This window comes from Pseudomonas sp. HN8-3 (genome assembly GCF_020790195.1).
Classification (GTDB): Bacteria; Pseudomonadota; Gammaproteobacteria; order Pseudomonadales; family Pseudomonadaceae; genus Aquipseudomonas; species Aquipseudomonas synxantha_A.
Genome location: NZ_CP086206.1, coordinates 5346869 through 5366568, shown reverse-complemented (window position 1 = coordinate 5366568; position 19700 = coordinate 5346869). Strand labels below are relative to the sequence as shown.

The 19700-nt window shown below is 59.9% G+C and carries 16 protein-coding genes; 5 read left to right on the top strand and 11 right to left on the bottom strand.

The genetic code is table 11. The features are described 5' to 3' along the window. The first annotated feature begins 138 nt into the window (after positions 1–138). Together LJX92_RS23870 and bfr are read left to right on the top strand one after the other, a co-directional pair. The gene (locus LJX92_RS23870; RefSeq protein ID WP_078822462.1) at positions 139–1587 is read left to right on the top strand and encodes a catalase; all 1449 of its coding nucleotides are present in this window, start codon (positions 139–141) and stop codon (positions 1585–1587) included. Between the two features lie 155 nt (positions 1588–1742). Further along, positions 1743–2207 (top strand): bacterioferritin, encoded by a 465-nt coding sequence (gene bfr, locus LJX92_RS23865; protein ID WP_032879213.1) that lies wholly within the window; start codon positions 1743–1745, stop codon positions 2205–2207. A gap of 66 nt (positions 2208–2273) precedes the next feature. On the opposite strand, the gene uvrA is transcribed toward bfr, so the two are convergent. Continuing rightward, positions 2274–5108: an excinuclease ABC subunit UvrA gene (uvrA, locus tag LJX92_RS23860; protein ID WP_228309037.1), complete on the bottom strand. Its 2835-nt coding sequence runs from the start codon at positions 5106–5108 to the stop codon at positions 2274–2276. Positions 5109–5286: 178 nt separating this feature from the next. On the opposite strand from uvrA, the gene LJX92_RS23855 reads away from it, so the two are divergent. Continuing rightward, positions 5287–6681 (top strand): MFS transporter, encoded by a 1395-nt coding sequence (locus LJX92_RS23855; RefSeq protein WP_005791905.1) that lies wholly within the window; start codon positions 5287–5289, stop codon positions 6679–6681. Positions 6682–6690: 9 nt separating this feature from the next. Further along, the gene (locus LJX92_RS23850) at positions 6691–7206 is read left to right on the top strand and encodes a single-stranded DNA-binding protein (RefSeq protein WP_005791904.1); all 516 of its coding nucleotides are present in this window, start codon (positions 6691–6693) and stop codon (positions 7204–7206) included. A 105-nt stretch (positions 7207–7311) separates the two neighbouring features. Here LJX92_RS23850 and LJX92_RS23845 read toward each other — a convergent pair whose 3' ends face one another. The 10 genes from LJX92_RS23845 to LJX92_RS23800 all read right to left on the bottom strand — a co-directional run bounded on the left by LJX92_RS23845 (position 7312) and on the right by LJX92_RS23800 (position 17867). Beyond that, a complete protein-coding gene (locus tag LJX92_RS23845; protein WP_032879215.1) occupies positions 7312–7923 on the bottom strand; it encodes a LysE family translocator in 612 nt (203 codons plus the stop codon). Positions 7924–8009: 86 nt separating this feature from the next. Then, positions 8010–8639, bottom strand: coding sequence for a LysE family translocator (locus tag LJX92_RS23840; protein WP_005791901.1), 630 nt, complete (start codon positions 8637–8639; stop codon positions 8010–8012). Between the two features lie 77 nt (positions 8640–8716). Next, positions 8717–9319, bottom strand: a complete 603-nt coding sequence (locus LJX92_RS23835; RefSeq protein WP_005791900.1) for a formyltransferase family protein — start codon at positions 9317–9319, stop codon at positions 8717–8719. Between the two features lie 66 nt (positions 9320–9385). Then, positions 9386–10705, bottom strand: a complete 1320-nt coding sequence (locus LJX92_RS23830; protein ID WP_078822461.1) for an aspartate aminotransferase family protein — start codon at positions 10703–10705, stop codon at positions 9386–9388. A 26-nt stretch (positions 10706–10731) separates the two neighbouring features. Further along, positions 10732–10875 carry a hypothetical protein gene (locus LJX92_RS23825; protein WP_005791897.1) on the bottom strand — a complete coding sequence of 48 codons (144 nt, stop codon included), beginning with the start codon at positions 10873–10875 and terminating at the stop codon, positions 10732–10734. 31 nt (positions 10876–10906) lie between these two features. Continuing rightward, on the bottom strand, positions 10907–12748 hold the full coding sequence (locus LJX92_RS23820) for a carbamoyltransferase (RefSeq protein WP_005791895.1): 1842 nt from the start codon (positions 12746–12748) through the stop codon (positions 10907–10909). 89 nt (positions 12749–12837) lie between these two features. Further along, complete coding sequence (locus LJX92_RS23815) at positions 12838–13461, bottom strand: LysE family translocator (protein WP_032881200.1); 624 nt, start codon at positions 13459–13461, stop codon at positions 12838–12840. A gap of 13 nt (positions 13462–13474) precedes the next feature. Beyond that, positions 13475–14518 (bottom strand): hypothetical protein, encoded by a 1044-nt coding sequence (locus LJX92_RS23810; protein WP_005791891.1) that lies wholly within the window; start codon positions 14516–14518, stop codon positions 13475–13477. Positions 14519–14535: 17 nt separating this feature from the next. Further along, positions 14536–16740 carry an iron-containing redox enzyme family protein gene (locus tag LJX92_RS23805; protein WP_223018186.1) on the bottom strand — a complete coding sequence of 735 codons (2205 nt, stop codon included), beginning with the start codon at positions 16738–16740 and terminating at the stop codon, positions 14536–14538. 119 nt (positions 16741–16859) lie between these two features. Beyond that, positions 16860–17867 (bottom strand): SGNH/GDSL hydrolase family protein, encoded by a 1008-nt coding sequence (locus LJX92_RS23800; protein ID WP_032879218.1) that lies wholly within the window; start codon positions 17865–17867, stop codon positions 16860–16862. Between the two features lie 315 nt (positions 17868–18182). Here LJX92_RS23800 and LJX92_RS23795 point away from each other — a divergent pair, with 315 nt between their 5' ends. After that, entirely contained in the window at positions 18183–19652 is a 1470-nt protein-coding gene (locus tag LJX92_RS23795; protein WP_148853977.1) for a PLP-dependent aminotransferase family protein, read from the top strand. The last annotated feature ends 48 nt before the right edge of the window (positions 19653–19700 follow it).

Sequence of the window (19700 nt, the reverse complement as noted above, 5' to 3'; positions counted from 1 at the left end):
TATAGCGAGCGGAGTCTTGTTAGTTATTTTCTATCGACGCATACGATTTAATGAATTTGTAGGCGTAGTGTTGATGATCAATACTCCCTCCAAGCCGCTTAGCCGGCAGTTCAAAGTCCGACCTGAGGAAGATTGCGCATGAGCCAGAATAAAGTCCTTACCACCGCCAGCGGGGCTCCTGTTGCGGATAACCAGAACTCCCGTTCCGCAGGCCCTCGTGGCCCATTGTTGCTCGACGATTTCCATCTGATCGAGAAGCTCGCTCACTTCAACCGTGAAAACATTCCTGAGCGGCGCGTGCATGCCAAAGGATCGGGTGCCTACGGTACGTTCACCGTTACCCAAGACATCACCCAGTACACCAGTGCCAAGCTGTTCGAATCTGTTGGCAAGCAAACGCCTACATTCCTGCGATTCTCCACTGTGGGTGGTGAGCGCGGGTCTGCTGACACTGAGCGTGATCCACGTGGTTTTGCCCTGAAGTTCTATACCGAAGAGGGCAACTGGGACATCGTGGGCAACAACACCCCTGTGTTCTTCATCCGGGATCCGCTGAAATTCCCGGACTTTATCCACACCCAGAAACGCCTGCCGCAGAGCAACCTGAAAAGCGCGCAGATGATGTGGGACTTCTGGTCGCACTCTCCAGAGGCGCTGCATCAGGTCACCATTCTGTTTTCGGACCGTGGCATTCCAGACGGCTATCGCCACATGCACGGCTTCGGCAGTCACACGTACAGTCTGATCAACGCCAAGGGCGAACGCCACTGGGTGAAGTGGCACTACAAGACCAAGCAAGGCATCAAGAACCTGGCCCCGGCCGAGGCTGCACGCCTGGCGGGTACCGACCCTGACTATGCCCAGCGTGATCTGTTTGGTGCTATCGAGCGCGGTGATTTTCCGAAATGGCGCGTCTGCATCCAGATCATGACTGAGGCTCAAGCAAACGCTCATTATGAGAACCCGTTTGACGTGACCAAGACCTGGTCGCAAAAAGAGTTCCCGCTGATCGAAGTGGGCGAGCTTGAGCTCAACCGTAATCCGCAGAACTACTTCGCTGAAGTGGAGCAGGCTGCATTTGGTCCGAGCAACATGGTTCCAGGCGTTGGCCTGTCACCCGATCGTATGTTGCAAGGTCGAGTGTTTGCCTACGCAGATGCCCACCGCTACCGTGTCGGCACTAACCACCAGCAACTGCCCGTAAACGCGCCGCGCAACCCGGTTAACAGTTACCAGCGTGACGGTTCTATGGCCTTCGGCAGTAATGGCGGTGCGGCTCCCAACTACGAGCCAAACAGCTATGCCGATGCGCCCAAGCAAGCCCCGCAGTACGCAGAGCCGGCACTGGCCCTGAGCGGCGCTGCTGATCGTTACGATCACCGCGAAGATACGGACTACTACAGCCATGCGGGCGCGCTGTTCCGCTTGATGAATGATGAGCAGAAAGCCCTGCTGACCAATAACATTGCCGGTGCGATGGCTAGCGTTTCCAGCGATGTGGTCCAGCGTCAATTGCAGCACTTCTACAAGGCCGACCCGGCTTATGGAGAAGCAATCGCAAAGGCACTGGGTGTATCGCTTAACTGACTCTAAACGATAAGCAGAACCGCCCTCATTTGGGCGGTTTTTGCGTTATTTCAGCTACTTTTCTACGGAAATCTTCACTTTTCTGCCGTTGATCCCGTGACCTTCAAGTCATCATGGTTCAAACTACAGTCTTTCAAGCAGGGAGATGTAGGGCGATGCAAGGTCACCCCGACGTAATCGATTACCTCAACACGTTGCTGACGGGCGAACTGGCAGCTCGTGACCAATATTTCATCCATTCGCGCATGTACGAAGACTGGGGCTTTACCGAGCTCTACGAGCGTATCAACCACGAGATGGAAGAAGAGGCACAGCACGCCGACGCACTGATGCGCCGTATCCTGATGCTCGAAGGCACGCCGCGTATGCGTCCTGATGATCTCGATGTGGGGACCACGGTACCGGACATGCTCGCTGCCGACCTTCGCCTCGAGTACAAAGTTCGTGCTGCGCTCTGCAAGGGCATCGAACTTTGCGAGCTGCACAACGACTACGTCACCCGGGAAATTCTGCGCGTGCAGTTGGCCGACACCGAAGAAGATCACACCTATTGGTTGGAAAAACAGTTGGGCCTGATCAAGTTGATTGGCCTGGAGAATTACCTGCAATCGCAGTTCTGATTCCCAGCTGTAAAAAAGCCCCCGTCACCGCAAAGTGACAGGGGCTTTTTATTGGGCTAGAAAAAGTCAGGCCCGGTCGCGCGCCAGCAACGGTTTCAAGTAGTAACCGGTGTGCGACTGTGGCATTTCGCAAACTTGCTCCGGCGTACCCACTGCGATGATCTGGCCACCCTTGGAACCACCTTCCGGCCCAAGGTCCACCAGCCAGTCAGCGGTCTTGATCACATCAAGGTTGTGCTCGATTACCACCACGGTATTGCCGTGGTCTCGCAGGCGGTGCAGCACGTCCAGCAATTGCTGGATATCCGCGAAGTGCAGACCGGTGGTCGGTTCATCGAGGATGTACAAGGTTTTGCCGGTATCGCGCTTGGACAGCTCGCGAGACAGCTTGACCCGTTGTGCCTCGCCACCTGACAGCGTAGTCGCCGATTGCCCCAGCTTGATGTACGACAAGCCCACATCCATCAGCGTTTGCAGCTTGCGCGCCAACGCCGGCACCGCGTCGAAGAACTCGCGAGCTTCCTCGATGGTCATCTCCAGGGTTTCATGGATGCTCTTGCCCTTGTACTTGATCTCAAGGGTTTCGCGGTTGTAGCGCTTGCTTTTGCACACGTCGCACGGCACGTAGATGTCCGGCAGAAAATGCATCTCCACCTTGATCAAGCCATCGCCCTGGCAGGCCTCACAGCGCCCGCCCTTGACGTTGAACGAGAACCGCCCAGGTCCATAGCCGCGCGAGCGGGACTCGGGTACACCCGCGAACAGCTCGCGGATCGGCGTAAACAGCCCAGTGTAGGTGGCCGGGTTGGAGCGTGGGGTACGCCCAATCGGGCTTTGGTCGATATCGACCACCTTGTCCAGGTGCTCCAGGCCCTTGATGCTGTCGTGCGCCGCCGCTTCCAGGGTGGTCGCGCCGTTCAGCGCGGTGGCACTGAGTGGGAACAGCGTGTTGTTGATCAGCGTCGACTTGCCCGAACCGGAAACACCGGTCACACAGGTCAGCAGGCCCAGCGGAATCTCCAGGTCGACATTGCGCAGGTTGTTGCCGCGCGCGCCCTTGAGATGCAGTGCCATCTTTTTGTTACGCGGCGTACGCTTGGCGGGCACTTCGATCTTCACCCGGCCAGACAGGTACTTGCCGGTCAACGAATCAGGATGCGCCATCACTTCGGCAGGCGTGCCCTCGGCAACGATATGTCCGCCATGCACACCTGCACCCGGGCCGATATCGACCACGTAGTCCGCCAGGCGGATGGCATCTTCATCGTGCTCGACCACAATCACGGTATTGCCGATGTCCCGCAGGTGTTTCAACGTGCCGAGCAGGCGATCGTTATCCCGTTGGTGCAAGCCAATCGACGGTTCGTCGAGGATATACAGCACGCCAACAAGGCCCGCACCGATCTGGCTGGCCAGCCGGATCCGCTGTGCTTCACCGCCCGACAAGGTATCGGCGCTGCGGTCCAGTGACAGGTAGTCCAGGCCAACGTTGACCAGGAACTGCAGGCGCTCGCGAATTTCCTTGAGGATCTTGTCGGCAATTTCCCCACGACGCCCGGTGAGCTTGAGGACACCAAAATATTCACACGCATCGCCGATTGGCAGGTTAGTCACTGCCGGCAACGTTTTTTCGCCCACCCACACATGCCGCGCTTCACGGCGCAGGCGTGTGCCACGGCAATCCGGGCAAGGCTGTGTGCTGAGGAACTTTGCCAGTTCTTCACGCACACTTGCCGATTCGGTCTCGCGGTAGCGACGTTCCAGGTTCGGCACGATGCCTTCGAACGGGTGGGAGCGCTTGACGATGTCGCCACGGTCGTTCAGGTACTTGAAGTCGACATTCTGCGAGCCGCTGCCATGAAGAATGACCTTCTGCTGGTCTGCCGGCAGCTGGTTGAATGGCACTTCCAGGCTGAACTTGTAGTGCGAGGACAATGACCCGAGCATCTGGAAATAGTAGACGTTACGCCTGTCCCAGCCGCGTATCGCCCCCTCGGCCAGGGTCAGGTCGCCATTGACCAGGCGCTTGATATCGAAGAACTGCTTCACGCCCAGGCCATCGCACGTCGGGCAGGCGCCGGCTGGGTTGTTGAAGGAAAACAGCTTGGGCTCCAGTTCGCTGATGGCGTGCCCACAGATTGGGCAGGCGAAGCGCGCGGAGAAGATGATCTCTTCGCCCGGCTCGTCATCCATCGGCGCCACCAGGGCAATGCCGTCGGCCAGCTTCAGCGCGGTCTCGAACGATTCCGCCAAACGCTGCTGCAGGTCGGCGCGTACCTTGAAGCGGTCGACCACCACATCAATGGAATGCTTTTTCTGCTTGTCGAGTTTGGGCGCTTCATCCAGCTCATAGAGCTTGCCGTTGATGCGCGCACGTACAAAACCCTGGGCGCGCAGCTCTTCGAAGACCGAAAGGTGCTCGCCCTTGCGCTCGCGGATGACGGGCGCCAGCAGCATCAGCTTGGCGCCTTCCGGCTGGGCCAGTACCAGGTCGACCATCTGGCTGACGGTCTGGGCTTCCAGGGGAATATCGTGGTCCGGGCAGCGCGGAATACCCACGCGCGCATACAGCAGGCGCAGGTAGTCGTAGATTTCGGTAATGGTGCCCACGGTGGAACGCGGGTTGTGGGAGGTCGACTTCTGCTCGATGGAAATGGCCGGCGACAAGCCTTCGATGGTGTCGACGTCGGGCTTTTCCATCATCGACAGGAATTGCCGGGCATAGGCCGACAGGGATTCCACATAGCGACGCTGACCTTCGGCATATAGCGTGTCGAACGCCAGGGACGACTTGCCGGAGCCGGACAAGCCGGTGATGACGATCAGTTTGTCCCGGGGCAGGGTCAGGTCGATGTTCTTCAGGTTGTGGGTTCTAGCCCCACGAATCAGGATCTTGTCCAAGATGGCCTCGCACGGCGGGCGTAAATAATGCCGGAGTATACGGCTAAAGACTGGATGAATATACACTGTCAAAAGGCCGCTTGCAGCCTTAGATGAAAGCTGCGCGGCAAAGCGCCGCATATACCCTCTCAATCGATGGGACTGGTAGAATCGCCGCCGGTTCACACGAGGTTTTTCCATGCACGATCCCCACAGCGAACGCATGAGTAGCGGCGAGACCCGAGCGGCAAGCGGTCTGGCCCTGGTGTTCGCCTTCCGTATGCTGGGCATGTTTATGGTGTTGCCGGTGCTGGCGACCTATGGAATGGATCTCGCAGGCGCTACCCCCGCGTTGATCGGCCTGGCGATTGGCGCCTATGGCCTGACCCAGGCGATTTTTCAGATCCCGTTCGGGATTATTTCCGACCGCATTGGCCGTCGCCCGGTGATTTATCTTGGCTTGATCGTGTTCGCCCTTGGCAGTGTGCTTGCGGCCCAGTCCGATTCAATCTGGGGCGTGATTGCCGGACGCATCCTGCAAGGCGCCGGGGCGATTTCCGCCGCGGTCATGGCCTTACTGTCGGACCTGACCCGAGAACAGCACCGCACCAAGGCCATGGCCATGATCGGCATGACCATCGGTCTGTCGTTCGCCGTGGCCATGGTGGTCGGCCCGTTGCTGACGAGCGCTTTTGGTCTGCACGGGTTGTTTCTGGCCACTGGCGGCCTGGCCCTGGTCGGGATTGTGATCGTAGCCTTTATGGTGCCGCGCTCTACCGGCACGCTGCAGCACCGAGAATCGGGCGTCGCACGTCAGGCGCTGCTGCCGACGCTCAAGCACCCGGACCTGCTGCGCCTGGATTTAGGTATCTTCGTATTACACGCAATGCTGATGTGCAGCTTCGTCGCCTTGCCCCTGGCCCTGGTGGAAAAAGCCGGCCTGCCCAAGGAGCAGCATTGGTGGGTCTACCTCACCGCGCTGCTGATTTCGTTCTTCGCCATGATCCCGTTCATCATCTATGGCGAGAAGAAACGCAAAATGAAACGAGTTTTACTCGGCGCCGTCGCGACATTGATGCTCACTGAACTATTCTTCTGGCAGTTCGGCGATAGCCTGCGGGCACTGGTCATCGGTACGGTGGTGTTTTTCACCGCGTTCAACCTGCTGGAAGCTTCGCTGCCGTCGCTGATCAGTAAAGTTTCACCGGCTGGCGGCAAGGGCACGGCGATGGGGGTGTACTCCACCAGCCAGTTCCTTGGCTCGGCGTTGGGCGGCATCATGGGTGGCTGGATGTTCCAGCATGGCGGTTTGTCGGTTGTCTTCCTCGGATGCGCCGGGCTGGCTGCACTTTGGCTGGTCTTTGCTGTTACCATGCGCGAACCTCCCTACGTCACAAGTCTGCGTTTGCCGCTATCGCCCGAGGCGATCCGCGAGGCTGGTCTGGTAGAGCGCCTGAAGGCCGTCGTAGGGGTAACGGATGCAGTCGTGGTCGCTGAAGAGGCGGCCATTTACATCAAATTGGACACCGAATTATTGGATCGCGCGACGCTCGAGCAACTGGTCAACCCAGTGCCGACAGCGCGCCCAGCCTAGGAGAACGTTATGGCCCGTGGGGTTAACAAAGTCATATTGGTCGGTACTTGCGGCCAGGATCCCGAAGTTCGCTACTTGCCTAACGGTAATGCCGTGACCAACCTGAGTCTGGCGACCAGCGAACAGTGGACCGACAAGCAGACCGGCCAGAAGGTCGAGAAAACCGAATGGCACCGCGTGTCGATGTTCGGCAAGGTCGCTGAGATTGCCGGCGAATATCTGCGCAAAGGTTCGCAGGTCTACATCGAAGGCAAACTGCAAACCCGCGAGTGGGAAAAAGACGGCATCAAGCGTTACACCACCGAAATCGTGGTCGACATGCAAGGCACCATGCAATTGCTGGGCGGCCGTCCACAGGGCGACCAACAGGGCCAGGGCGGCATGTCCAACTCGGCACCGCGTCCACAGCAGTCGCGTCCACAGCCAACCCAGCAGCCACAGCGTGAGTCGCGTCCAGCGCCACAACAGGCTGCGCCGCAACCGGCTCAGGATTTCGACAGCTTTGATGACGATATTCCGTTCTGACCCTCAGCTTTTCAGAACGTAATCCAAAAAAGCGAAGCCATTGATTTGGCTTCGCTTTTTTTATGAGCGCAGATCTTGGTGGTGCAAAAAATACAGCGCCGGAACTCAGCTCGTCTGCTGCAGCAACGGATACAGCGATATCACCAGCAACGCCGCCATGCCGAAGTTGAACACGCGTAACCAGCGCGGGTTGCGCAGCACGTTGCGCAACACACTGCCGAATCCTGCCCAAACCCCCACGCTCGGCGCATTGATCAGGGCGAACACCGTAGCGATGATCACCACGTTCATGGTGTAGCCCTGCAACGGTGTGTAGGTGCTGATTGCACCGATTGCCATCACCCACGCCTTGGGATTGACCCATTGAAACGCCGCCGCGCCCCAGAACCCCAGAGGCTTGCCTTTACCTTCAGTGTCTTCGGATGCCGGGCCCGAACGGGCGATGTTCCACGCCAGGTACAGCAAGTAAGCCGCGCCCGCGTAGCGCAGGATGGTGTAGAGCACCGGATAGGCGGTAAACGCCGCGCCCAGCCCAAGCCCCACCGCCAATACCAGCACCAGGAATCCGGAGCTGATGCCCAGGATATGCGGGATGGTGCGCTGGAAGCCGAAATTAACCCCTGAGGCCAGCAGCATGGCGTTATTGGGGCCCGGGGTGACGGACGTGACAAACGCAAATAAAGCAAACGCCAGCATCAAATCAAACGACAAGGACATGGTTTTTTCCTGGAACGGGCCTTAGCACGTCACCTGCCACTCGGGTTTCGCGGTTACAGGTGTACGGAGGCCACTTAAAGTTGGAGTCAGAGCAACGAACTGAGAAAGCCGATGGCAACCATCGAGTAGAACGCTGCGCAAATCAGCCCGAAGGACTTGCGGGTCCGGGCAAAAAAAGGTTCTGCCGAATGGGCGGAAAACGCCAGGGCGTAGGTGCAGAAAATCAGGAAACCCAACAACGCACAGGCCGCCACCAGCACAAAACTCGCCCATGCCGGTGCGTTGACGCTCAGCCCCACTGTGGTCACGGTGAACCAGGTCAAGGCCGCCTTGGGGTTGGTCAGGTGAATGCCCAACCCTTGTAGATAGAAGCCCAGGTTGCGCGTCTGTTTTGCTCGCGCTTTGGCCACCGTCGTGGCGTTATGCGCCAGCGCACTGCGCACCGACTTCCAGGCCAGGAAGAACAGGTAGCAGGCGCCGAACACCTTCAGCCACAGGATGATCTGGGTGTTGGACATTAACAGCGCCGACACGCCGGCAGCGGTCATCGCGCCCCAGCACAACGACCCGGAAATAACCCCCGCCGCCAGCGCCAGGCCCGGTGTGCGCCCGTAGTTCAAGGAGGTGTTGGCGATGGCCAGGTTGCCTGGGCCCGGGCTGGCGGTGCCGATCACGTAGACCCCCAGTGCCGCTGCAAAACTTGAAAACTCAAACATAGGTGCACTCATACCCGTGGCGCCAGCGCGCAGTGAGCACCCCAAGCCACCGCGGCTTGAAGTGATGGTCAAAAAAGCTACTTGAAGCAACGATGATCCGGCTCTTGGGCGCGAATCTTCTCCATCCAGGGCTTGAGTTCCGATTGCTTGTACAGGCGCTCGCCCCAATTTTCCGGCGAAACCGGCAATGGCCGCCCCTGCAGGATGTAGTCGGTGAGCAGGTGAATGAACTGCTGCAGGCAATAGGCGCCCACGTGCAGGCGCAGCGAGGAAGCCGTCTCGGCGGGCGCGACGTTGAAGCGCGCCACATCGATGATCTGCCCGCTGTCCACCGAAGGGGCCAGGTGATGGCAGGTCGAACCGTAGGTTTCATCGTTGTAGTAGATCGCGTAATGCTGGCTGCCCAGGCCCCGATATTTGGGGGGCGCCGGGTGCAGGTTGATCGCGCCTTTGCGGGCATTCTTGTAGATGCTCTGCGGGAAGATGAAGTCGCCACGGTAGGAGATGATCCAGTCGCCTTCCCAATCATCCAGGTGATAAGGGTAGGGATCGCCCGGGTCCCAGCAAAACACCTCGAGGTTGGAGAACACGGTCTTGGCGAATTCCACGCCGTGATCACACCAGTCCATAGTGCACACCGACAGCAGGACTTTGTCCTTGCATGGTTCGATCGTCTGCATCTTCATTTCTCCCTTTCCAGCTAATGTGGGTGACAACGACCGTCCCCCGGTAAGCCCGCTCGATCGCTAGTAGGCGACAGCCCTGACCACTGCATTGAAGCGCTCGACCATTTGCCCCAGTTCCCCTTCGCTGGTGATAAACGGCGGTGCGAACAGCACATGATTGCCTTGTGTGCCTTGCACTGTGCCGCTGCCGGGATAAATCAGCAGGCCGCGTTGCAGCGCCTCTTGCTTGAGGGCCGCGGCATAGGCGCCGCCGCCTCTGAATGGCGCCTTGGTGGAACGGCTCTCGACAAACTCGACGCCCACGAACAATCCGCGCCCGCGCACATCGCCAACGATATCCAGGTCAGCCAGGCTTTCCCTGAGCCAGGTGCGCAGTTGCTCACCCCGTTGGCGCACTTGCGTCAGCAGGTCTTCTTCGACGATGACTTGCTGTACCTCCAGGGCAATGGCGCAGGCCAGCGGGTGGTTGACATGGGTTTGGCCGTTGCCCAGTACACCCGAGCCACGGGCCATCACCGAATGCACCCGGTCACTGATCAACAGCGCCGAGATCGGCATGTAACCCGCCGCCAGGCCTTTGCCGACCGCGACCATGTCCGGCACGATGCCGTCGTCGGTATAGGCGAACAGCTGCCCGGTACGCCCCATGCCGGCCATCACCTCATCAAGGACCAGCAGCACATCGTGGCGCTCGCACACCGCCTTGATCTTGCGAAAATAACCGGGCACCGCAGGCACCGCGCCGTTGGTGGAGCCCACTACGGTCTCGGCAAAGAACGCCGCGACGTTCTCACTGCCCAGGCTACGAATCTTGGCGTCCAGTTCATCGGCCAGGCGCGTGGCGTACTGCTCCTGGCTTTCGTCGGGCCGTTGATCACGGTAGGCGTAGCAGGGGGAGACGAACTCGGCGGGTGCAAATAGTCGACCGAATACCGACTGGCGCTGCGGGTTGCCGGAGATGCTCAAGGTGCCCAGTGTGCTGCCGTGATAGCTCTGTTGGCGGGAAATGAACACTGATTTGTCGGGCAAGCCGCGCTCGCACTGGTACTGGTAAGCGATTTTCATCGCCAGCTCCATCACCTCCGAGCCGCCGGACAAGAACTGCGCACGCGCCAGGCCGCCACTGGCTGCCACCAGGCGCTCAGCGAGCTCCTCGGCGGCAGCGGTGGTGAAGCTGCCCGCATGGGCCCAGGCCAGTTTCTTCGCTTCGCGCTCGAATGCCGCGGCGATCCGCGGGTGCCCATGGCCCAGGCTCGACACTGCGACACCGCCGCAGGTGTCGAGGTAGCGTTTGCCCGTTGCATCCTCAAGCCAAACCCCACTCCCGCCGACCGCCAGGATCGGTGAGCTGTTGAGGTTCTTGTAGATCACTTTTGACATGGGCGCAGTTCCTCAGGCAATGGGCGTTACCGTTTACTCACAGCGTGATCCCAGGCTGTCGGCGCCTGGTGAAAGCGCCGGCCGAAACGGGAAGAGTGAAACACCGAACGCGTCAGCCCGATGGGCAGCAACACGACGATAAACATCAGAAACGCAAGAAATCTCAGCACGGTAAAAGCTCCATTGAGTTAAAGGTAAGGATCAATCCAGCGGGATCTCGCTGCGCCAGTCCACAGCCTCGACGAAGGCCGGTTGGCCGGGGCGTTCCAGCACGTAACGGCCCAAAACCAGTACGTCCATTTCGGTGCGCATGAAGCAGGCGTACGCTTCCTCGGGTTTGCACACGATGGGCTCACCGCGCACGTTGAACGAGGTATTGACCAGCACCGAGCACCCCGTGCGTTCCTTGAAACTGCGCAGCAGGTAGGTGAACGGTGCGTTGTTTTCCTCGGTCACCGTTTGCACCCGTGCCGACAGGTCGACGTGGGTCACCGCCGGCAATTGCGAGCGAATATTGTTGATACTGCCCAGCCCGCGCTCCGGGCCGCCTTCTTGCCGCGACTGCTGGGATTTGATCGAGTCGGTGACCGGCGCGACCATCAGCATGTAAGGGCTTTTTTCGCAGATATCGAAATAGTTGCCGGCGTCCTCGGCCAGCACGGCCGGGGCAAACGGGCGGAACGACTCGCGGTATTTGATCTTCAGGTTCATGGTGCGCTGCATCTCGGGGTTGCGTGCATCGCCGAGAATCGAACGCGCGCCCAAGGCTCGTGGGCCAAACTCCATGCGCCCCTGGAACCAGCCCACCACCGCGCCCTCGGCCAGGCGACTGGCAACCTGGTCATACAGCCCGGCGTCGTCATAGCGGGTGAAGGGGTAGTGGTTTTCCAGCAGGAAGCGGGCGATTTCTTCGTCGCCAAAGCCCGGCCCCAGCAGGCTGCCGCTCATGGCATCAGACTTGCCACCTTCCAGGTGCGGACGACCGCTGTGCTTGACGGCAAAGTCCAACGCCGCCCCCAGGGCGCAACCGGCATCACCGGCCGCCGGCTGGATCCAGATCGAATCAAAGCGCCCCGAGCGGCTGAGCACGCCGTTGGCCACGCAGTTCAAGGCTACGCCACCGGCCAGGCACAGATTGCGCTCTCCGGTCTGCTTGACCGCGGCAGTGGCCAGGCCAAGCACCACTTCCTCGGTGACTTTTTGAATCGACGCGGCCAGGTCGCACTCGCGCTGTGAGATCGGGCTTTCGGGTTGACGGATCGGCCCACCGAACAACTCTTCAAACGCTTCGCCGACCATGCGCTCACCGCGCAGGTACTCGAAGTACTTCATGTTCAGGGTGAACGAGCCGTCCTCGCGGATATTGATCAGCTCGTCGCGAATCTTGTCGGCGTAGATCGGCTGGCCATAGGGCGCCAGGCCCATCAGCTTGTATTCCCCTGAGTCGACCTTGAACCCGCAATAGTAGGTCATGGCCGAATACAGCAAACCCACCGAATGGGGGTAGGAAATCGAGTTTTTCAGTTCAAGATTGGTGCCCTGGCCGTGCCAGATCGTGGTCGAATGCCATTCGCCGATGCCGTCGATGCACAACACCGCCGCGTTCTTGAACGGTGACGGGTAAAACGCCGCCGCCGCGTGGGAGCGGTGATGCTGGGAAGCCTGGGTGCGCGGCGCCTTGCCCCGGCCCAGGATTTCGAGTTGCTCGTCGACGAACTTGAGCACGTTCCACTTCCAGCGAATCCATTCCGGCATCGCATTGATGAACGTACGTGCGCCGCCGATGCCGCCGCTGGCAAACGACGAAATCACCCGGGAGAATTTTTCCTGGGGGTCTTCGTAATAAACCACCGCCTCCAGGTCATCCAGGCTGATGCCCTCGGCGTCCAGGCAATAGGCAATCGCCTGGGCCGGGAACGCCGGGTCATGGCGCACGCGAGTGAAGCGCTCTTCCTGGGCGGCAGCGACGGGCACGCCGTCCTTGACCAGGGCGGCAGCACTGTCGTGGTAGAAGGCAGAAATCCCTAAAACATAATTAGCCATTTAACTGTGCATCCTCATCACATTCCGCCAATCCATGGAGTCGCCTGCGCCAATCGAACTGCTGGCGTGTAGGCAACCTTCTCTGCGTATCAAGACCACCATTGCGCGAATGGCAGGCTTCGTAGAACCGGGATCAAGGACACCACGAGCACCAGGCTCATGGTGATATTGAACGCCTTCAAACGTTGTGGCTGGGTCAGGAAGCGCCGCAGGTACTGCCCGAAAAACACCCAGACCATCGAACACGGTGAACCGAATACAAAAAACAACAGCGCAATCAGAAACACCTGCACCGTGTACGAGCCCAAGGGCGAGGTGTAGGCCAGCACTGCGCCCACCGCCATCACCCAGGCTTTCGGGTTGACCCACTGGAACAGCGCCGCAGCGGTGAACCCCAAAGGCTTGCCTGATTGGTCACCCAGATCGGTGGTGGGGGCACTGGCAATCTGATACGCCAGGAACAACAGGTACAACGCGCCGACCACCTGCAAGCCGTCATGCAACCACGGGTACTGGCGGAACACCGCCCCGGCCCCCAACCCGACCGCCACCAGCATCAGCGGAAAGCCGATGTTGATACCGGCCACATGGCGCAAGGTACGGCCGATGCCGAAATTGGCCCCGGACGACATCAACATCACGTTGTTCGGGCCTGGCGTGACACAGGTGGCAATCACGAACAGCACGATCGAGTAGTAATCCAGTGCCTGCATGGTCATGCCCTGCTCAACGGTAATCTTCCAGCGTGCCCTGTCGACGAATGTCCACGGACACACAATGGAAACCGCCGCTCAGACTGCGCGCGTGGCGCATCTTCAGCGGTGCCACATCGATGCCGTGTTTTTCCAGTGCGCGAATCAGCGGCACTTGCTGGTCATTGATCACCGCCAGCGACGGGTTGACCATGATGAAGTTCATGCCCTGCCAGATAGAGGCACGCGGGTACGACCAGCAGTAACCGGTGTCCACCATGTCGGGGGCCCAGATGATGTCCCAGTGCTTGAACACTTCGGGCACCTGATCCTTGCCGATGCGTTCGGGGTTCAACACCACCAGCCCTGGACGCACCAGGGTGATGGTGGTGTCCAGGTGCGTACCGTCGTAGAACCCGCTGAGGGCGTGCACGCGGTATTGGTCGCCGAGCACGCGCTTGAGCCACTCGTAGCCCATGCGGTTACCGCTGCGCGACACCAGGTAAAGAATGTCGCGGCCCATGCGCAGCACGTTGGCGGCATCGAAAATCGGCTCATCGTTGGCGATGATCGAGCCCTCGCGCGGGTTGACCCGGTAGGTACTGTCGGGCAGTTCCGGCTTGGGCGCGGAAATCCAGTTGGCGCCGCTGGCGAAGTACGCCTGCAGGTGTTCGCGGTAGGCAAAAGGTTCGAAGTAACGGCTGCGCAAGGCCATCGGCGCTTCAATGATGGTTTTGCCGATCGGCAGCAGAACGTCCCTTGGGCAGTAGTTGTATTCGCCGTCGGTCTTCCAGTCGCCGGTGCCGAACAGTGCCGCGTGATAAGTCTCTTTGGGCCGGCGCACGGTCACCCCATGGCCGACCAGGAAGGCGGCAAAGGCGTCCAGGTCTTCCTGTGCTTCTTCAACCAGTTGTTCGGGGTAAGGCCCTGACGGAATCTCATTGGGCGAGTCGTGGTGCTCGCTGTAGTCGAGGGCGAACAGGCCCTTGTCCGGCCGCGGCACGCGTGCGCCATGGGCAATACCCACGATCATTTCCTCGAGGGGGTCCCATTCGTTATGCACTTCTACCAAAGACATAATTGCTCCTCGTGGCGTTATTGTTCGTGGGTTTGCAGCAATACCTGCCGCGTGATCGGCAAGTGATGCAGATAGCCTTTTGAAGCCGCTGTGCGGGTTGGGCGCGGGAGTACATGGTCGGCCGATGAGAGGCGCAAGCGACGCAACATCGAGGCCCATTTGCCTGGCATCGGCGCCAGGGACTCATAGCCCACGCGCACGCGCTGCCATTGCGCGGCGACCTGCTCGGCACTGGTCAACGCACGCATGTACGCATCGATCGCATCGGCAGCCCAGGCCGAATGTCCGGTGGACACGTTATCAATGGTGTTGTGCAGGTCGACGAACGCCGTGCTGAACCCGTAGTGCCGTAAAAAGCGCCGCGCCGAACGATAGCTGCCGCCCACGCCGGACAGCTCCATCGCCAGGTTCATGCCGAGCACTTCGGGCATGAACGTCATCGGCAGTTTGCCCAGGCACAGCCAATACACGGGCAGGCGGAAGGAGTCTTCGTCCAGGCGCGGGTCTTCGGCGAATTCACGGCTACCGGTGGGGGCCAGTTCGAAATCCATGTCACGCAGGCCATCGCGATAAATTTTCGGATGATTGAGCGCCTCGATGCCGTTGCCCAATTCATCCCAATAGGTCTGGAACAGGGTGTAGCCCACGTGGGAAGACGCTAGCCCCAGGTCGGTAAAGCCTTGCAGCCACGCACCGTCGATCAGCGTCAGCGGCGCCAGTTGCAGGGTCGACTCGATGATTTCTTCACGGCTGGGCATTTGCGCCGGGTCGCTGTCATCGAACTGTTGGCCGTTCTGGTCATGCTTGTCCAGCAACCAGGCGCGCAGCACATTGGGGCCCCACTGGTCGGGCAATTGGCGCTCGGACGTCTTCAGCGACTGGCGCGAACGCTCAAGCCAACGGCTCACATAGGCATGGGCAAACTGGCGGGTGGCCGGCTGCAGCGCACGCCCCTGCAAGACAAAATAGGCTTCGCGCAGGCTCTTGGGCCAGTGTCCGGTGTCGGCAGGGCTGGCTGAGTCAGGGCGGGGCACCGTGGCGGCGCTGTCGACTGGCTGGCGTGGCAGTTGCGGCGTGGCGCCAGCCTGGGGCAACCAGTCGATCCACTGGCGAATTACGCTCAAGTCTGCCTCGCTGAAGATGCGGAACATGCGCCCGGTCGGCGCCACCAGGCTGGTGACCAGCAGGCTTTTTTTCGAGTTGCCCGGCACGATCAAACGGCTGCGCGACAGCACATCCAGCAGGGGCAACGGGTCGCGCTGCGCTTCTTCGATCCACAGCGCCAGGCTGCGCCCTTCAATCAGGTAACTCTGGTGATACACCGCGCCCACCCGCGCCAGACGCTGCATCAAATGCGCCATGGCCTGTTGGGGCGAAGTGGCGGTCAGCGAGGCGTTATACAGCCGCGCATTCCAGCGTTGCAGCGCGCCGAACAGCCAGTTGGCGCCGCGTAGCAGACGGGCCTGGCGCTCTTCGCCCTGCTCGATGATGCGGTGCGCGACCCATTGGCTGATATGGCGCAACGAAGCCGGTTCCAGGCCGGGGAATGACGCGCTCAGATCCAGCCGGCCGAGTTCCAGCGCCAGCCCTTCAAGCTGGCCCATGGCTGCCCAGCCCGGGCAAAGCCCGACGGCGCGCAAGGCCCAATCGACACCGCAGAGTTCATCACCGTAGGCATCGCTGCGTCGGCTGAGGGCAAGCAACAGCGCGGGCAGTTCGAACGCGTCGTCATGCAGGTCCGGCAGGGTCGCCAATTGCGCCGGCGCCAAGGCGTAGGTGGTCAGCTGTAGCTGGCCCAACAACGCGTTGAAGTGATGGCCGCGGGAGGCGTTCGGGTAGCCGACGCCGATGTCATGGGCAAACAGTTGCATCAGGCGCAGCTGCGCGGGGTCTTCAAATACCCCGGGTGCGCTCAGGCCCTGCAGCCAGCAGCCGAGCACCGAGGCCATCGGTGCCGAATAAACCGCCAATGCCTGGGCAAAAGCGCGAGCGTTGTGCTGTTCGACGGCGGCGGTGGCGGCGCCGGCATACGCCGACGCCTGTTCCGACTGCCACGCATCGATCCGCTGTGACAGCAGCGGCAACTGCACCGGCTCGACGTCTTTGCCCAGCAGGGTGTCGAGGTACTCCGTATCCAGGAAACATTCAGGCTCCAGCGCCAAACGATAGAGTTCGCGCCACCTGTCGTCTGCGGGGATGCGTGTTGGAATCGAGCCATCCATAGCCATTACCTTCCAGTGCCGCGTCAGAACATCGGATAAATGGAGGAGTCAGGTTTCTTCTTCTTTTTTCCAAACAGGCGCTGGAAAAACTTCTTGATGGATTTCATGTGCAAGTCCTTTTAGCGGGTGACATCGAGAATAAGTTTTGAAACCAGGTCGTTGCCGGCATCGGTGAAATGGATGCGGTCGACGAACTGCCAGTCTTGCGGGCCCAGTGCCTCGGCCAGCAATGGCGTGATGTCGACAAACTCCACCCCCATGGCCCGCGCCCCGTCGCGCAAGCGCTGGGCGTAGGCTTCGCGCACCGAGGTTTGCAGGATGTCGCCATACACCTCGGTGAAATTACCGAGTTGGTCGAGTTCGGCAAACAGTTGCTCTTCCTCATGGCTGCCGGTCTCGCGGACCCAGCCGGCGAGCGGTTGCAGGATGAACGTCAGCTTCGCACCCATGTCGGTGGCCAGGGCGCGCCAGATATCCAGGTGCTGCAAGGTCAGGTTGGCGGCGTAGTCGATCTGTTCCTGCATCGACGGCGGCGTGGGTTGCTCGGGCTCCTGAGGCTTGCCGAACAGATTCGACAGGCTCCAGTTGCTGGCGGTCGGCTGCTGTGGCGTCAAGGCATCGAAAAACTGATGGCAGTTGAAAAACGCGCCGTGCTCGCCCCGATAGGCGTGAGGCTGACGTGCCAGGCCAAGGTTGTTGAAACCGGAGAACAGCACGATTTCATCCACCTTGGGCAGGTGGTGCCGGTTGAGGGTGAACAGCACCAGCTCTTGGGTAGAGTTGAAGCTGCGGCCGCCGAAATTGATCCAGCGCTGGCCACGGGGATCGTTCTTCGTGAGGCGCGAAGCAAGGGTCCAGCTGTCGGCGCTGGCGCCAATGCCGAACACGGTGGAGCTGCCCGCCAACAGGCGTACCGGGCCATTACCCTTGATACCGTCGACCACCGAATAGCGGGTACCCAATGACTCGGAGTAGCGAAAGCCGGATGAATCGGTATTGACCACGGGGGAAGCATGGTCAGTGGGGTGGAAGTACATCAAATAGGGCAGCCATCGAACTTCACCGGCATCGGTGAATTTCTGTTCGTACTCGGCCATCTGCGGTGTGAGCGTCGTCCTTGTCGTCATAGCGCTTGATCCATTTGGTATTCGCTGGGCAGATTCAAACACCTGGTTGGTTTGTAAGGTGCTTGCTTTGTAGGGCATTTCTGAAAATTTGGTGCGTACAGTGCTGCTTTACTATTTTGTGACTACTTTGTACCAACCTTGTCAAAGGTCTCGTGCACTGTTATGGGACCTATCATCCCAAGGCGACGACGTGTATTGCAGATACAGCAGAACTCAATCTTTTGAATACAGATTGGGGTTTTATGCTGAAAATTTTTCAAAAAAAGGCCAATCTGTAACTTCTTAAGCGACAGATCAGAAGCTACAGTCGGGCCTATGACTCTTTACCTGAACCTCGCCGAATTCATCAGCAGCCGCATCGAGCAGGGCCTGTACGGGCCCGGTGAGCGGTTGCCATCTGTACGCACCCTCAGCCATGAGCACGGCGTCAGCCTGACGACCGTGCAACAGGCCTACCGTGTATTGGAATGTTCGGGGTTGGCGGTATCGCGTCCCAAGTCGGGCTATTTCGTGCCGTCGGACCGGCGCGTGGCACCTTTGCCACAGATGGGCCGACCCATCCTGCGGCCGGTGGACATTTCCCAGTGGGACATGGTCCAGGAACTGATACGCCTCGATCAAGGCGCCGGTATCGTGCAACTGGGGTGCGGTATGCCGGACATCAGCGTGCCGACCCTCAAGCCGCTGCTGACCGCCATGGCCCGTATCAGCCGGCGCAGCGACAACACCAGCCTGCAATACAGCCACATCCAGGGTGTATTGGCCTTGCGCGAACAGATCGCCCGGCTGTCCATCGATGCGGGTGTTCGCCTGACCCCGGCCGACCTGATTGTCACCAGTGGCTGTCAGGAAGCCCTGTCTACCGCAATCCGTGCGATTTGCGCGCCCGGCGATATCGTGGCGATCGCCTCGCCGAGCTATTACGGGATGATGCAGATCCTCAAGGCGGCCGGTCTCAAGGCGCTGGAGATCCCCAGCGACCCCGTGACCGGCATCAACCTGGAAGCCCTTGAGATGGCCCTGGAGCAGTGGCCGATCAAGGTCATCCAATTGACCGCCAACTGTAACAACCCCATGGGCTACATCATGCCCGACGAGCGCAAGCTCAAGCTGATCCGCATGGCCCAACGCTTTGACGTGCCAATCATCGAAGACGATATCTACGGTGATCTGTCGCATCGCTATCCGCGGCCACGCTCGCTCAAGTCCTTCGATGAAGACAACCGCGTGGTGTTGTGCAGTTCGTTTTCCAAGACCGTGGCCCCTGGCCTGCGCGTCGGCTGGATCGCTCCGGGGCGTTACCTGCCCCAGGTGCTGCATATGAAGTTCATCGGCTCTGGCGCCACCGTCACCCAACCGCAATTGGCCGTGGCCGAATTTATCGCCAAGGGTAATTACCAGTTGCACCTGCGGCGTATGCGCAAGCAATACAAGCGCAACGGCGATCTGATGAGTGAGTGGGTCAACCGCTATTTCCCGGTGGGGACCCGCGTCAGCCAGCCTCAGGGCGGCTTTACGCTGTGGGTCGAATTGCCCGGGGAGTTCGATACCTACGCCCTCAACCGGCTGTTGGAAGCGCAGGATGTGCAGGTGGCCAACGGCAATATTTTCTCGGCAGCGGGAAAATACCGTAATTGCATCCGGCTGAACTTCGCCAACCCACCCACCCGCAAGGTCGAGATGGCCGTGCAAAAGGTCGGGCAAACCGTTGGCCAGTTGATACAGATGGAGCTGGACAACCCCCTCACCGCGCAACAATGGCAGCCTCAGCCCTCTGCGTTTTGATCGGTTGCGTGCTCACTTGGCGGCATTTGTTCTCAAGGATCACAAGAT

What these genes read in the sequence shown, in the direction of transcription:
- LJX92_RS23870 (WP_078822462.1), top strand. Translation starts at nt 139, where the DNA reads ATGAGCCAGAATAAAGTCCTTACCACCGCCAGCGGGGCTCCTGTTGCG.
- bfr (WP_032879213.1), top strand. Translation starts at nt 1,743, where the DNA reads ATGCAAGGTCACCCCGACGTAATCGATTACCTCAACACGTTGCTGACG.
- LJX92_RS23855 (WP_005791905.1), top strand. Translation starts at nt 5,287, where the DNA reads ATGCACGATCCCCACAGCGAACGCATGAGTAGCGGCGAGACCCGAGCG.
- LJX92_RS23850 (WP_005791904.1), top strand. Translation starts at nt 6,691, where the DNA reads ATGGCCCGTGGGGTTAACAAAGTCATATTGGTCGGTACTTGCGGCCAG.
- LJX92_RS23845 (WP_032879215.1), bottom strand. Translation starts at nt 7,923, where the DNA reads ATGTCCTTGTCGTTTGATTTGATGCTGGCGTTTGCTTTATTTGCGTTT.
- LJX92_RS23840 (WP_005791901.1), bottom strand. Translation starts at nt 8,639, where the DNA reads ATGTTTGAGTTTTCAAGTTTTGCAGCGGCACTGGGGGTCTACGTGATC.
- LJX92_RS23835 (WP_005791900.1), bottom strand. Translation starts at nt 9,319, where the DNA reads ATGCAGACGATCGAACCATGCAAGGACAAAGTCCTGCTGTCGGTGTGC.
- LJX92_RS23830 (WP_078822461.1), bottom strand. Translation starts at nt 10,705, where the DNA reads ATGTCAAAAGTGATCTACAAGAACCTCAACAGCTCACCGATCCTGGCG.
- LJX92_RS23820 (WP_005791895.1), bottom strand. Translation starts at nt 12,748, where the DNA reads ATGGCTAATTATGTTTTAGGGATTTCTGCCTTCTACCACGACAGTGCT.
- LJX92_RS23815 (WP_032881200.1), bottom strand. Translation starts at nt 13,461, where the DNA reads ATGCAGGCACTGGATTACTACTCGATCGTGCTGTTCGTGATTGCCACC.
- LJX92_RS23810 (WP_005791891.1), bottom strand. Translation starts at nt 14,518, where the DNA reads ATGTCTTTGGTAGAAGTGCATAACGAATGGGACCCCCTCGAGGAAATG.
- LJX92_RS23805 (WP_223018186.1), bottom strand. Translation starts at nt 16,740, where the DNA reads ATGGATGGCTCGATTCCAACACGCATCCCCGCAGACGACAGGTGGCGC.
- LJX92_RS23800 (WP_032879218.1), bottom strand. Translation starts at nt 17,867, where the DNA reads ATGACGACAAGGACGACGCTCACACCGCAGATGGCCGAGTACGAACAG.
- LJX92_RS23795 (WP_148853977.1), top strand. Translation starts at nt 18,183, where the DNA reads ATGACTCTTTACCTGAACCTCGCCGAATTCATCAGCAGCCGCATCGAG.